Annotated in this window: 12 protein-coding genes and 3 tRNA genes; 5 read left to right on the top strand and 10 right to left on the bottom strand. The window is 46.1% G+C overall.

The annotated features are described in order from the left end of the window. Both AKL11_RS19445 and AKL11_RS26815 read left to right on the top strand, forming a co-directional pair. Positions 1–321: IS30 family transposase (locus AKL11_RS19445; RefSeq protein ID WP_067520778.1), on the top strand; the 321-nt coding region annotated here is incomplete at its 5' end. A 71-nt stretch (positions 322–392) separates the two neighbouring features. Beyond that, on the top strand, positions 393–848 hold the full coding sequence (locus AKL11_RS26815) for a phage integrase (protein WP_425387606.1): 456 nt from the start codon (positions 393–395) through the stop codon (positions 846–848). Positions 849–1,276: 428 nt separating this feature from the next. On the opposite strand, the gene AKL11_RS19435 is transcribed toward AKL11_RS26815, so the two are convergent. The 4 genes from AKL11_RS19435 to ung all read right to left on the bottom strand — a co-directional run bounded on the left by AKL11_RS19435 (position 1,277) and on the right by ung (position 2,373). Next, a tRNA-Ser gene (locus AKL11_RS19435) sits at positions 1,277–1,369 on the bottom strand. An 8-nt stretch (positions 1,370–1,377) separates the two neighbouring features. Next, a tRNA-Arg gene (locus AKL11_RS19430) sits at positions 1,378–1,454 on the bottom strand. A gap of 56 nt (positions 1,455–1,510) precedes the next feature. Continuing rightward, a tRNA-Arg gene (locus tag AKL11_RS19425) sits at positions 1,511–1,587 on the bottom strand. 99 nt (positions 1,588–1,686) lie between these two features. Beyond that, a complete protein-coding gene (ung, locus tag AKL11_RS19420) occupies positions 1,687–2,373 on the bottom strand; it encodes a uracil-DNA glycosylase (RefSeq protein ID WP_067520772.1) in 687 nt (228 codons plus the stop codon). A 98-nt stretch (positions 2,374–2,471) separates the two neighbouring features. Here ung and AKL11_RS19415 point away from each other — a divergent pair, with 98 nt between their 5' ends. Beyond that, positions 2,472–3,551 (top strand): hypothetical protein, encoded by a 1,080-nt coding sequence (locus tag AKL11_RS19415; RefSeq protein WP_067520769.1) that lies wholly within the window; start codon positions 2,472–2,474, stop codon positions 3,549–3,551. A 77-nt stretch (positions 3,552–3,628) separates the two neighbouring features. Here AKL11_RS19415 and AKL11_RS19410 read toward each other — a convergent pair whose 3' ends face one another. From AKL11_RS19410 to prfB, 3 genes are all read right to left on the bottom strand, one after another. Then, a complete protein-coding gene (locus AKL11_RS19410) occupies positions 3,629–4,351 on the bottom strand; it encodes a TetR/AcrR family transcriptional regulator (RefSeq protein ID WP_067520764.1) in 723 nt (240 codons plus the stop codon). Positions 4,352–4,693: 342 nt separating this feature from the next. Further along, positions 4,694–6,199, bottom strand: a complete 1,506-nt coding sequence (gene lysS, locus AKL11_RS19400) for a lysine--tRNA ligase (RefSeq protein WP_067521369.1) — start codon at positions 6,197–6,199, stop codon at positions 4,694–4,696. Positions 6,200–6,263: 64 nt separating this feature from the next. Then, positions 6,264–7,362 (bottom strand): peptide chain release factor 2 gene (prfB, locus tag AKL11_RS19395; RefSeq protein WP_157673673.1). Its coding sequence is split into 2 segments (ribosomal slippage): positions 6,264–7,286 and positions 7,288–7,362, totalling 1,098 coding nucleotides; the frame shifts between segments, so codons are not numbered across the junction. Positions 7,363–7,754: 392 nt separating this feature from the next. On the opposite strand from prfB, the gene glk reads away from it, so the two are divergent. Further along, positions 7,755–8,726 carry a glucokinase gene (gene glk / locus AKL11_RS19390; protein ID WP_067520754.1) on the top strand — a complete coding sequence of 324 codons (972 nt, stop codon included), beginning with the start codon at positions 7,755–7,757 and terminating at the stop codon, positions 8,724–8,726. Between the two features lie 93 nt (positions 8,727–8,819). Here the strand turns inward: glk and AKL11_RS19385 are convergent, their stop codons facing one another. From AKL11_RS19385 to AKL11_RS19375, 3 genes are all read right to left on the bottom strand, one after another. Next, positions 8,820–9,515, bottom strand: coding sequence for a hypothetical protein (locus AKL11_RS19385; RefSeq protein WP_067520751.1), 696 nt, complete (start codon positions 9,513–9,515; stop codon positions 8,820–8,822). A gap of 251 nt (positions 9,516–9,766) precedes the next feature. Beyond that, positions 9,767–10,630 carry a glycerophosphodiester phosphodiesterase family protein gene (locus AKL11_RS19380; RefSeq protein WP_095210542.1) on the bottom strand — a complete coding sequence of 288 codons (864 nt, stop codon included), beginning with the start codon at positions 10,628–10,630 and terminating at the stop codon, positions 9,767–9,769. Between the two features lie 156 nt (positions 10,631–10,786). Next, entirely contained in the window at positions 10,787–11,242 is a 456-nt protein-coding gene (locus AKL11_RS19375; protein ID WP_067520748.1) for a GNAT family N-acetyltransferase, read from the bottom strand. A gap of 43 nt (positions 11,243–11,285) precedes the next feature. Between AKL11_RS19375 and catB the strand changes: the two genes are divergently transcribed. After that, positions 11,286–11,909: a type B chloramphenicol O-acetyltransferase gene (catB, locus tag AKL11_RS19370; protein WP_067521360.1), complete on the top strand. Its 624-nt coding sequence runs from the start codon at positions 11,286–11,288 to the stop codon at positions 11,907–11,909. Positions 11,910–12,204 lie beyond the last annotated feature (295 nt).

Here is a 12,204-nt window from a genome sequence, read left to right as displayed (position 1 = left end):
AAAACCATAACGTACGACAATGGAAAAGAATTTGTTCAGCATGAAGAGGTTGCCAAAGCGTTGAAGTGTGACAGTTACTTTGCTGCTCCGTATCACTCTTGGGAAAGAGGTCAGAATGAGAATGCTAATGGGCTACTCAGGCAGTATTTCCCCAAGTCGATGGAGCTTAATAACGTTACAGAAAAAGAAGTCATCATAGCGGTTGATAAGCTGAATAATAGACCTAGAAAATGCCTTGACTACAAAACACCTTATGAGGCTTTCAAAGAGTTAACTGGGATTGATGTAAGAAAAGTTATGGGTTATGTATTTATTACTTGAATTCAAGTTATGCAATCTGACCAAACTTCCGTTTTATGTAAAATCTAAAGTCGAGTTAGTAAGTATTCTACTTGTTAAACGCTCCCCTCATCCCAATAGCCAAAGAAGTCACCAGTAGAGATTGGCACAGGTACAAAAAGCAAGAGCGAGAGGAAGGCATTGGAGATAAAACACTCAATAATATGTTGGGCTATATCAATGCCGTTTATAACTTCCTGAGCCGAAATGCCATTATTGGCTACTGCAACCGCTTTCAGCCAGTGAAGCAGCACAGCAGGGACAAAGGAGCGTTCACCAACTGCCAGGAATCGTTCAGGAGTGCTTTACTGCGCTCAGGGGTAAGAACCGTCCGAGGACAAGCCAGTTACGTTTTACGCCATACCTTTGCCAGCCACTTTATCCTATATTCCGCAGTTGAAACTCTGAAATATCGCTGTAGCCCCTATAGGCCGTGGCATTTGGCTATTTTCCCCACTCACCCATTGGGTGAGCATGCAGGACCGATTGAACCTATATTCCGCAGTTGAAAATTGAAATACCCCTGAAGGCTATGCGATGCATAGGTTTGGACAGATTTAGCCGCTCACCCTTTGGGTGAATACATCAAATCGGCTAAAAGTCAGGTACCGCAAGGGATTTCATGGGTTATATGAGATTCAACTGATGAATTTAGGTTGAACCCATACTCCTGCAAGGGTTGTCAGCGTTTAATGGATTCCAACTGCGGAATATAGGTTTATGATGAATGGCGGAAACATACGGTTACTGCAAAGCATCCTCGGTCATTCAGACATTAAGATGTCCATGAAGTATGCCAAATTCAGCAAAGAACACTTAAACGACGCCGTTAGACTAAATCCATTAAGCAAAATGGACACTTCTTGGACAAATCAGTAATATTGGACTTTTGTTTGGAAGTAAAGAGAAGGGAAATCAAGGAGTTAGAATAGATATATGGCGGTGAGGGAGGGATTCGAACCCTCGATACGGCTACAAACCGTATACTCCCTTAGCAGGGGAGCGCCTTCAGCCTCTCGGCCACCTCACCGTTGTAAATGGCGCGCTCGGGAGGATTCGAACCTCCGACCGCCTGGTTCGTAGCCAGGTACTCTATCCAGCTGAGCTACGAGCGCGTTATACATATACACATTGATCAAAACAAAGCATGATCGCTTTGTTTTCGTTGACTTGGCGCGCTCGGGAGGATTCGAACCTCCGACCGCCTGGTTCGTAGCCAGGTACTCTATCCAGCTGAGCTACGAGCGCCCTGCGTCAACGGATGCGAACTATAGAGATTTCATTGGACGGAGTCAAATGTGGTTTTTACTACCCTTTTCATCACTTTTCTCTTCCGGGATCTGGGCATTAAGGAAGCACTGGCAGTTGCCAATCGATTGGCTCTATACCGTGTTGTGACAGGTACTGATTTGTTTGAGAGAACGGTTTGCTGCCAAAAAATCCCCGATAGGATGAAAGCGGTGATGGGTGTACGGACTTCAGCACCAAGTGTCGCTGCTGGTCGATAAACCGCCCTTTTTTCTGGGCATAACTCCCCCATAGGATAAAGACGATGTGCTCACACCGTTCGTTAAGCAACGCAATAATCCGATCCGTAAACGCCTCCCAGCCACGACCTTGATGAGAAGCCGCTTGCTTATGTTCGACAGTCAACACGCTGTTCAGCAGCAATACACCCTGGTTAGCCCAATGCTCAAGAAAGCCATGGGAGGCCGGTGGTATACCAAGATCGGTTTCAAGCTCTTTGTACATATTCACCAATGATGGCGGAATCCTAACATCGGGCCTAACGGAAAAGCTGAGACCATGAGCTTGCCCTGGGCCGTGATAAGGATCCTGCCCAAGAATAACCACCTTAACCTGATCAAACGGGGTCAAATCCATCGACCGGAAAATTTCACCACCATCCGGGTATATTCGTTTTCCTTGGCTTTTCTCCGCCCTGAGAAAAGAACGAAGCACCTGCATGTACTCTTTCTCAAACTCATCCTGCAGCATGGCTTTCCAGGACGGTTCTAACTTAACTTCCGGCATTGCTAATCCTTAGGGTCTGTTGAAATAGACAATTATTTACAAATACACATCCGTGAGCGAACTAGACTGAACTATCTTGCTATCACGGTAGAGCTTGGATGCTCAACCATAAAAGCAAAATATTTATTTTATATACCGACATAAGTTTAAGGCAGATGTACGCCAATTTTAAAAAATACCAAGTTTCCACTGTTTTTATCGCAGTCATGGTCGTCAGTCATCCAGTTCACGCAAACCTGGAACGAAGAATGGCAATTGAAATCGACAACCATGCCGTCCATTTTGCCATCGCAGATGTCAATACTGATACTGAGAAAATATATCGCCATCTGGATAATGGCTCTAAAAAATATTCATTTAGCAACAGCATTATCCCCCCCGAGGGCGGAGAGCTTAGCACTCAATCAATTACCGAGTTGCAGCAGATTTTTCAACAACTTCGCCGGCGCAAAGATCACTTTAAGGTCAAGAAAGTGAGAGCCGTAGCGCAAAACGATTTAGGCCTTACCTCTAATGAAGAGGCCCTAAAGAAAAGGGTTGCTCGTAAATCCAACATTAACATTAAAATCCTGACTGATGAGGAAAGAGATCAAGTAGATTTTTTCTCGCTCATGTCACTGGCGGAGAGAAGCCAAAAGCTTTCAGCCCTAGTCATTGGTAGCAGCAGTATAGATATAGTCATAGCGAGCCCAGACATCCAGCTGGCGTCATTTAGAATCCAGACAGGCTCATTCAGTTTTATATCCTACTTGATAGAAGTTGTTCAAAAAAAGCCCCCCAAACACAACAACACCCTCACTCCAATCAGCACTCACGATATTCAGCTTGGCATCAACTATTCAAGATATTTATTACGTCGAATTCCTGATGCGATCCGCGATCAATTGGATGGTCAAACCGTATACCTATTGCTTAACAAACCAATGACAGAAAACCCTGAGTTTATTAATGAGTATCAAGATGAGAAGACGGTGCAAAAAAGCACCCTACAGTCCTATCTCAATTCAGAAGCAGTCTATTCAACGGGAAAGAATCAAAAGGGTCAGCATCCAGACCAAAAGCTTGCAAATGCGATTATTATGTTGGGATTCATGGAGGAATTTGACATACAGAGCTTTCATCTAGCAAAAAGGAACAGCACCATCGACATGCTGGAATACCCTGTCTTTTGGCATTAGCTTTTGACATTAACTGTCACTGGAAAAACAACACCTGATCGATACGCCACTCTCGATCAGGACTCGTTTCAGCCTAATTAATTATGAATCCCAAGCATCAATTCTATCTGACGCTTCAGCATCGCACGATACTTATCCAGATGCGGCGATTCAAAACCAGACACCAGCCCTTGATACTCTACTTGAAGAATAACACTGCCAAACAGTTCGGCATCTATCTCAGCATGACGGGAGCCAATGCGGGTAAAGAAGCCTTCCAGACTATCCAGGAAAAATTTCTGATGACTAAACGCTATAGGACGAAGGTTTTCATTACGCAGGCATTCCTGTTGAAAGGCACGCTCTGCTACCAAATAGTCACGGTGTTCACGAAGTTGGAGAAGAATGTATTCAACAGCCAGTTCCGAAATTCGATTAGCGAAGACCTGTCGGTTAGCCGTGTCATCGATCGCGTGCAAATCCTGAATAGCAGACTTCAAACGACTGTCAGAATCTTCCCAGTAAGCCTTGAACGATTGCGCCCCCATCTCAACAAACAGAGTGAAGGTATCGGTAATCAGATCGGTAATATCTTTGAAGTAGTAGGTTGTTGCAGAAAGCGGCACTTCTGCCTCTTTGGCCACAGCCCGGTGTCGAACACCACGAACCCCGTCTCTAACCACTATTCTTAAAGCGGCCTCAAGAATTGTTCTGCGACGCTGTTCGCTATTTACACGACTGGTTTTACGCCCCTGGTATTTCAAATTCATACCTGTGTTGTTGCTTTTCGAGTCACTCGTGTCTGCTACAGGAGCTTCCATTGTTGAAACCATAGTAAGACTGCCTTTACGTCACCTGTTTGTTTTATTGAATTACGTCCCGCACCCGTATCCAGCGATATTATGACTGCACAACCATCCTTTTGTTGCTTATTTATTCTTTTGACAATCACAGTCTGCTGCTGTGTGGTCAACCTCACTTCAAGACAGCAAAGACTGTAAAGAAGGACCGGCATTGATCGTCAAAACCGTTATCGCAAAGATCCACTCCTCACATACAAAACAAGCAGGTAAAACCTGCCTGATGCAATTTCTTTAACAAAGCGAGAAATTGAAAGAGCATTAAAAGCTCTGATTTTCTCGCCTCTGGTGCCTGCTTAACCGTTACTGAGGCTTCATATGCGGGAATAACAAAACATCCCGAATAGACGGTGCATCAGTAAACAACATCACCAATCGATCAATACCAATGCCTTCACCCGCTGTTGGTGGCAGACCATATTCCAGCGCGTTGATGTAGTCTGCATCGTAATGCATCGCTTCATCATCGCCGGCGTCTTTCTCTGCTACCTGTTGCTTGAAGCGCTCTGCCTGATCTTCAGAGTCATTCAACTCCGAGAAACCATTGGCAATTTCACGCCCACCCACGAAGAACTCAAAACGTTCTGTCACAAATGGGTTGTCATCATTCTTACGGGACAGCGGCGACACTTCCGTCGGGTAATCGGTGATGAAGGTCGGGTTGTGCAAATGATGCTCAACGGTTTCATCAAAGATTTCCATCTGGACTTTACCAAGCCCCCAGATCGGTTTTACCTGAATACCCAGTTTTTTCGCAACTGCCGTCGCTGCTTCCAGAGTATCTATATCCGATGCTTTCAGGTCAGGATTGTAGTGCAAGATCGAATCAAACACTGACAATCTGGCGAATGAGTTGCCAAAATCAACCGTTTGCCCCTGATATTCAAACTCGGTTTTACCCAGAACATCCTGAGCCAGCTGCTTCAACATCGCTTCCGTATGATCCATCAGGTCCGTGTAGTCCGCGTATGCCTGATAGAACTCAATCATTGTAAATTCCGGGTTATGTCTAGTAGACAATCCTTCGTTCCGGAAGTTCCTGTTAATCTCGAATACTCGTTCAAATCCGCCCACAACCAGACGTTTGAGGTACAGTTCGGGGGCGATACGCAGGTACATATCAATGTCCAAGGCATTGTGATGCGTGACAAAGGGGCGAGCAGTAGCGCCACCGGGAATCACCTGAAGCATTGGCGTTTCCACTTCCATAAAGTCCTGATCCAGGAAGTAGTTACGGATGCCCTGAATGATTTTAGAGCGGATACGGAAAATCTCTCTGGACTGCTCGTTGGCGATCAGATCCACATAACGCTGACGGTAACGTTGTTCGGTATCGGTCAAACCTTTGTGCTTTTCAGGCAGGGGCCGCAGGGATTTAGTCAGCAGTTGTACCGCTTCCATATCCACAAATAAGTCACCCTTGCCGGAACGCTGCAGGTTACCTTCCACACCAATAATGTCGCCAAGATCCCAGCTTTTCACGTCAGCCAGCGTTTCGGCGGACAGCTGTTTGCGGTTAACGTACAGTTGGATACGGCCGGACATATCCTGCAGTTCCATAAACGCACCACGGTTCAACATGATACGACCAGACACCTTCACCCGGTGCCCTAAAGCTTCCAGTGACGGTTTATCATGATCCTTAAACTGTGCCTGAAGATCTCCGGCCAGGGCGTCACGACGGAATTTATTGGGGAAAGCCACACCCTTTTCACGGATGCCATTCAGCTTTTCCCGACGCAGGGCGACCAGCCGGTTTTCTTCATGAGCTGCTTCAGCTCGATCTTCCACTTGATGTTCTTCAGACATAATAGATAGACGCTCTTTCAGTAACGGTTCAGTCACGGATGGTGCATGCCATCCGAGAATCGAATTACAGACCTTTTTTCAGGCTCGCTTCAATAAACTTGTTCAGATCACCGTCCAACACCTGTTGGGTGTTGCGGGTCTCTACGCCGGTGCGCAAGTCTTTGATGCGCGAGTCATCCAGAACGTAGGAACGAATCTGGCTTCCCCAACCGATGTCGGACTTGGTGTCTTCCATGGCCTGAGACGCTTCGTTTCGTTTCTGCATTTCCATCTCATACAGCTTGGCTTTCAGCTGTTGCATTGCCTTGTCTTTGTTCTGATGCTGAGAGCGCTGGTTCTGACATTGAACCACAATACCCGAAGGTTCGTGAGTAATACGAACCGCGGAATCCGTGGTGTTTACGTGCTGACCACCTGCGCCACTGGAGCGATAGGTGTCTACCCGCAGGTCGGATGGATTGATTTCAATATCAATATTGTCATCAATTTCCGGAGAGACGAACACAGAAGCAAACGACGTATGACGACGGTTTCCGGAGTCAAATGGTGATTTCCGCACCAGGCGATGCACACCGATTTCGGTTCTCAACCAGCCAAAAGCGTAGTCACCAATAAATTGCACCGTTGCGGATTTGATGCCCGCCACTTCGCCGGCGGACACTTCAATAATTTCAGTTTTAAAGCCGTTGGCTTCACCCCAGCGCAAGTACATACGCAGAAGGATGTTGGCCCAGTCTTGAGCTTCTGTACCACCGGAGCCGGATTGGATATCCAAAAATGCACCGTTTGGATCCATTTCACCGGAAAACATACGACGAAACTCAAGCAGTTCCAGTCTTTCGGTGAGTTCATCCAGTTCGTCCACAACATCCTGAACGCCGTCTTCGTCTTCTTCTTCAACGGACATTTCCAACAATTCTTCGGAATCGGTCAGGCCGCCGGTCAGGTCATCAATGGTGCTGACAATGGTTTCCAGAGTGGAACGTTCTTTACCCAGCTTTTGAGCATATTCCGGATCGTTCCAGACATTCGGGTCTTCCAGCTCCCGTTCTACTTCCTGCAGGCGCTCGCTTTTTTGAGCGTAGTCAAAGATACCCCCTAAGCACGTCAGTACGCGCCGTCAGATCCTTGATACGCTCCTTGATGGGATTTACTTCAAACATGTGCTTTTATCACTCACTTTATAAGGACGGACGGGCTTCGTACGCCAAACACAAACTCACCTGACGTGCCAGCCAGATAATCTAAAAACTCAAGAGGGAAAACTGATCAACAAACCCTGCGGTATATACCCAAAGAATTTCAAGTTACTACGCGGCGGCAAGTAAGCGAAGCCCCGTGAGCCTACAATGAGTAGGTGATCGGGGTGAGCGAGCGCGGCCAACAAAGTAGCAACTTGAAAGGCGACGGGTATAACTGGACAATTCTACATTAACCTGCACTGTGTTGAAATGACCTCATGGAGCCCATTTGAGATACCGTTAGTAGAATACAGAACCTGAACTGTCATACTATATTCCTTTCGCCTTATGCTTCTTCTTCGAAGAGTGTGCTTATGCCAGCTAACATCGTTTCGCAAAATACTACCGCACTGGTTGCCGACATCGGCGGCACCAACGCTCGCTTTGCTCTTGCGCAAAATGGACAGATTATTGAAGAGTCCATCCGTGTACTGCCCTGCGGTGATTATTCGAATCTGGATCAGGCGGTTGCCGATTACCTGGCCAACCAAAAGACCGTCGTCGTCCAAGCCTGCATGGCTTTTGCCTGCCCGGTAAATAGCCCTCGTATCAAAATGACCAACAATCACTGGACATTTGATAAGTCGGAAATGAAGGCGTTGCTGGAACTTGAAACATTCAAGGTTATTAATGACTTTACTGCTCAGGCGTTGGCACTGCCGGCACTGCCCGATTCCGCTTTAGTGAAAATCGGTAGCGGAAAAGCCATCGAAGGCACTGCCAAACTCATTATTGGCCCGGGCACCGGCCTTGGCGTTGCTGGATTAAAGCAAGTAGGAAGTCATTGGTTACCTCTGCCCGGCGAAGGTGGCCATGCAGCATTTTCGCCGGTTACACCATTAGACAGCGATATTCTCGCCATTATTCAACAGAAGATGGATTACGTATCCTGGGAAACTGTACTGTGCGGTTCTGGTCTTGAGTTACTGTTTGAGGCGCACAGCATTCTGGCCAGCAATCCAATGACCTTGAAAAATCACGAAATCACGACCCGTGCCTTGGAAGGCGAACCAATGTGTAAGCAGGCATTGGAACATTTCTGTTCGTTACTGGGCAGAGCAGCCAGTAACTCTGCATTGGCACTTGGTGCTCAGGGTGGTGTTTATATTGCTGGCGGTATTATTCCAAGGTTTCCTCAGTTTTTTGCCAAGTCGGGCTTTCGTTCTTCTTTTGAAGTGAACGATAAGATGACAGGCTACCTTGAAGGGACTCCAACGTCACTGATTATGCATGATTACCCTGGTCTGCTTGGGGCAGCTAATGCACTGAAAAATCCATTAGTTTGAGAACAAAAAACTGAACCATTTCCGCAGCTTGTAACAGTAGGCTCGTATACGACTAACCTTACGAGCATAATAACCTGCAGGTGTAACTATCGATTATGCCTGCGGGTCAATGAAAATTTCATAAGAAACTTTATTGTTTGCAACAGAATCCGAGTCCAACTCAAAGTAGTTGTATAAATTTTTCACAGTCGCCTCAGACACTCCTTTCTTCACATCTTCCCTGGAAATAGGAATAACCATGAGCGACTCACCCTCTGCTCGAAACTTCACAGCTTCCTTTTTTATGGACAGATAAACCGTGACTTTTCTAGATTTTTTTAATAAATCACAAGCTGTAAGGGATATCTCATGAATACTCTCTTTACAATCTGCAAATCCCTTTTCATAAACAAACCCAAAACCTTCAGGAATCTCATATTCTTTACGCAGATTCCGTTCAAGAAGGCTATCAATCGTATCAACCACTGCCTGTCGGACAATCTCTGAGCTTGAAACCACTCCTGCGCTCGTCTTATCTGAGGAGATATCTGATAATGGAACTTTAAATTTTATGGCTCCACAATCATCATTTCCATGCATAACAAGAAGCGTTTCTGTTTCTTTTTTACTATAAATAACCGCTCTACGAGAAGCTTTTTCTATTTCAGCTCGGGGGACTTTTGCTTCTAAGTTACGCTCAGAAAGTTGACTACGAAGTAGGGTGCTGACGTTCCTGAAAAGCTGAACCTCTCTCGCGTGCACTTCCCTATCAAACCCACCATCGGTATTTTCGCTGGTTCTTTGCGGCATAAAGCTACCCTGTACCGGCTTCTCAACTTTCAGGGCGCCTGTCTTTCTACCGAAGCAGCAACACATCCTGCAGATCCATGAACTACTCGTACTTCTATGCTGAGTAACACGATGGGAGCTTACTGGCACTATTCCTTCCAACACTCTCTACACTCAAAGAGAACCAAGAATAAACAAGTCTATAACGCCAGAAAAAAACCTTTCACATAAAATGAAATAACTTAACGACCGATATTACACAATAGCGAATATCAGAGTTCTACCACCTCATTCCCATAAGTAACGTAATCCGTAATCACCCCATCAATCCCCAAAGCCAACAGCCGTTCCATTTCTTCTTTTTCATTAATCGTCCAGGCATGAATTTTCAAACCTCGATCTTTTGCGGCTTGGATGACACGGGGCTCCAATATTTCTAATCCGGAGCTGTTAGGAGGAAGCTGCATAGCCACGGCATCCATCGGAATCAAATGAGACAACCCCAGCTTGGCCGCCACAACAAACAAAGTTGTTTCGCCACTGGATGAAGAGGTCGCCACCTCAGGACAAATGGCACGGAACGTTTGAATCGCATCATCATGAAAAGAGGCTGCCAGCACCTTCTGGCTCATTTCAAACTGTCGAATTTTCTGACAAAGGGCGATAGCGCCATTCTCTCCTTCATTTTTAATTTCAATAACCCAACGCTTATGGCCAAACCCGGTAAAAGCTTCATCGATGGTTGGAATGCGGATAGCCAAATCAGCAAAGTTATCGCCAGAAGGTGTATCCCATTTGCCGGCGTTAGCCTTTTTTACTTCTTCTACTGTCATCTCTTCGACAGGACCGCTCAAATCGGTCGTACGATCCAGTGTCGAATCATGAAGCAGAACCAACTCGCCATCTTTCGTTAATTGCAGATCAATCTCTAACACGTCAGCCTGATCCACTGTTGCCTGCTGTAATGCAGCCAGCGTATTGGCAGGTCGTACACCAAGACCGCCGCCATGAGCGATCACCTCTGGCTCATCGACGCCCTCAAAATACACATGACTCACCGGATCCGGCTTTGGCCAAAGGTACGCGCCAGCAACGATCAGAAAGAGAACAAAGAGGGATTTTTTAAGAATCTTCAACGGGACACCTTTTCTGTTATTGTTCTTTGTTTGTTATTATTCAACTGCAATGAAATCTAGCGTGTGTTGTTTACACTTTTTTTACACTTTGATAAAAGTCCATTTACCAGCAGGGCTTACCTTCCCCCAGATAAGCCCTGAATGCAACCACCTCAATTAGAGAGTGTGAAGCACCATATCCTGATGGGGAATACCATCTTCTTCATAGGATTCACCCACAGGCTGAAACCCAAAACTCTGGTAGAAATCCAACAAATACGTCTGGGCTGACATCATCACGGGGTTATTCGGCCATCGCTCTCGACAGACGTCGATGGCCTTGTTGATAATCAAACGCGCATACCCATGTCCGCGCTCATTGGCAGCCACCGCAATCCGCCCGATCGCAGAGCTACCCGTAAACACATCATCCGGTGCCAAACAGCGGGCGCAAGCTATAACGGCTTCATCATTTTTCAGATAAATATGGCGAGCACCAGAAAGCCTATCTTTGGTATCAAGCTCTGGATAAGGGCAAGTTTGTTCAACGACAAAAACATCGACCCGCAGTTTCAGAATGTCATAAAGGGCATTAATATCCAGCTCATTAAATGCTTTGTCGAAAATATCCATTACCGGCCTCTTTGTTTTTTATTACGACTATCTGCTCACCATTATGCCAAATTATTTTGAAAGCCCCTTTGCGGGAAAACCCTTAAAAGCTCAAGTTACCAACCCAAACATCATCGTGGGTGATCACAGTTATTATTCGGGTTACTACCACGGCCACAGTTTTGATGACTGCGCCCGCTACCTGATGCCCGACCGGGATGATGTGGATAAACTGATCATCGGAAAATTCTGCTCCATTGGTTCTGGCGCTTCTTTCTTAATGGCAGGCAATCAAGGACATCGCCATGAATGGGTCAGCACATTCCCCTTCTTTTATAAGGGCCACGAACAAGCACCCGATGGTTACCAGCCCGCCGGTGACACCGTCGTTGGCAATGATGTCTGGATTGGTTCCGAAGCAATGATCATGCCCGGCATCACCATTGGTGATGGTGCCATTATTGGCAGCCGTGCCCTGGTGACGAAAGATGTTGAACCATACTCAGTAGTGGGAGGCAATCCGGCAAAGCTTATCAAATACCGCTTTGATGAAAAAAGTATTGGTCAGCTGCAAGAAATGCAGTGGTGGCACTGGGAAAAAGAGCAACTCAACGCGGTAATAGAGCTACTCTGTTCTTCCCAAATTGGTGATCTTTATCGCTTCTGGCAGGTTGCTGTCGCCGTTTGACCAACGGTCATCATCAAGAGGCATTCCGGGCAACAACATGTTAGGAATTCTAACTTGCTTGTTAGTGATTAATTCACCAGTTTCCTGAAATATACCGTTAAGTAGTTGATCAAATGTAATCGAATAATCCTGACCGATTGAATATTAATTCAGCTGATGACCTGTGCTGCAATAGTTATAGAGAGGTTATGGCTAATTGTGTTTGCCTCGATATACTGTTAACTCAAGCAGTCACAATGTCAGTAATGCTTACTGGTCGGTCAGTGATTTATTCGAAAGCAAATGGTTAACTACT

The organism is Endozoicomonas ascidiicola, from assembly GCF_001646945.1.
In the GTDB taxonomy this organism is placed as follows: domain Bacteria; phylum Pseudomonadota; class Gammaproteobacteria; order Pseudomonadales; family Endozoicomonadaceae; genus Endozoicomonas; species Endozoicomonas ascidiicola.
Note: the sequence above shows the minus strand (reverse complement) of the source record. Positions and strands in the feature narration are given on the sequence as shown.

Coding starts and splice junctions, on each gene's coding strand:
- ung (WP_067520772.1), bottom strand. CDS start 2,373: ATGCCGGAAGTTAAGTTAGAACCGTCCTGGAAAGCCATGCTGCAGGAT.
- AKL11_RS19415 (WP_067520769.1), top strand. CDS start 2,472: ATGCTCAACCATAAAAGCAAAATATTTATTTTATATACCGACATAAGT.
- AKL11_RS19410 (WP_067520764.1), bottom strand. CDS start 4,351: ATGGAAGCTCCTGTAGCAGACACGAGTGACTCGAAAAGCAACAACACA.
- lysS (WP_067521369.1), bottom strand. CDS start 6,199: ATGTCTGAAGAACATCAAGTGGAAGATCGAGCTGAAGCAGCTCATGAA.
- glk (WP_067520754.1), top strand. CDS start 7,755: ATGCCAGCTAACATCGTTTCGCAAAATACTACCGCACTGGTTGCCGAC.
- AKL11_RS19385 (WP_067520751.1), bottom strand. CDS start 9,515: ATGCCGCAAAGAACCAGCGAAAATACCGATGGTGGGTTTGATAGGGAA.
- AKL11_RS19375 (WP_067520748.1), bottom strand. CDS start 11,242: ATGGATATTTTCGACAAAGCATTTAATGAGCTGGATATTAATGCCCTT.
- catB (WP_067521360.1), top strand. CDS start 11,286: ATGCCAAATTATTTTGAAAGCCCCTTTGCGGGAAAACCCTTAAAAGCT.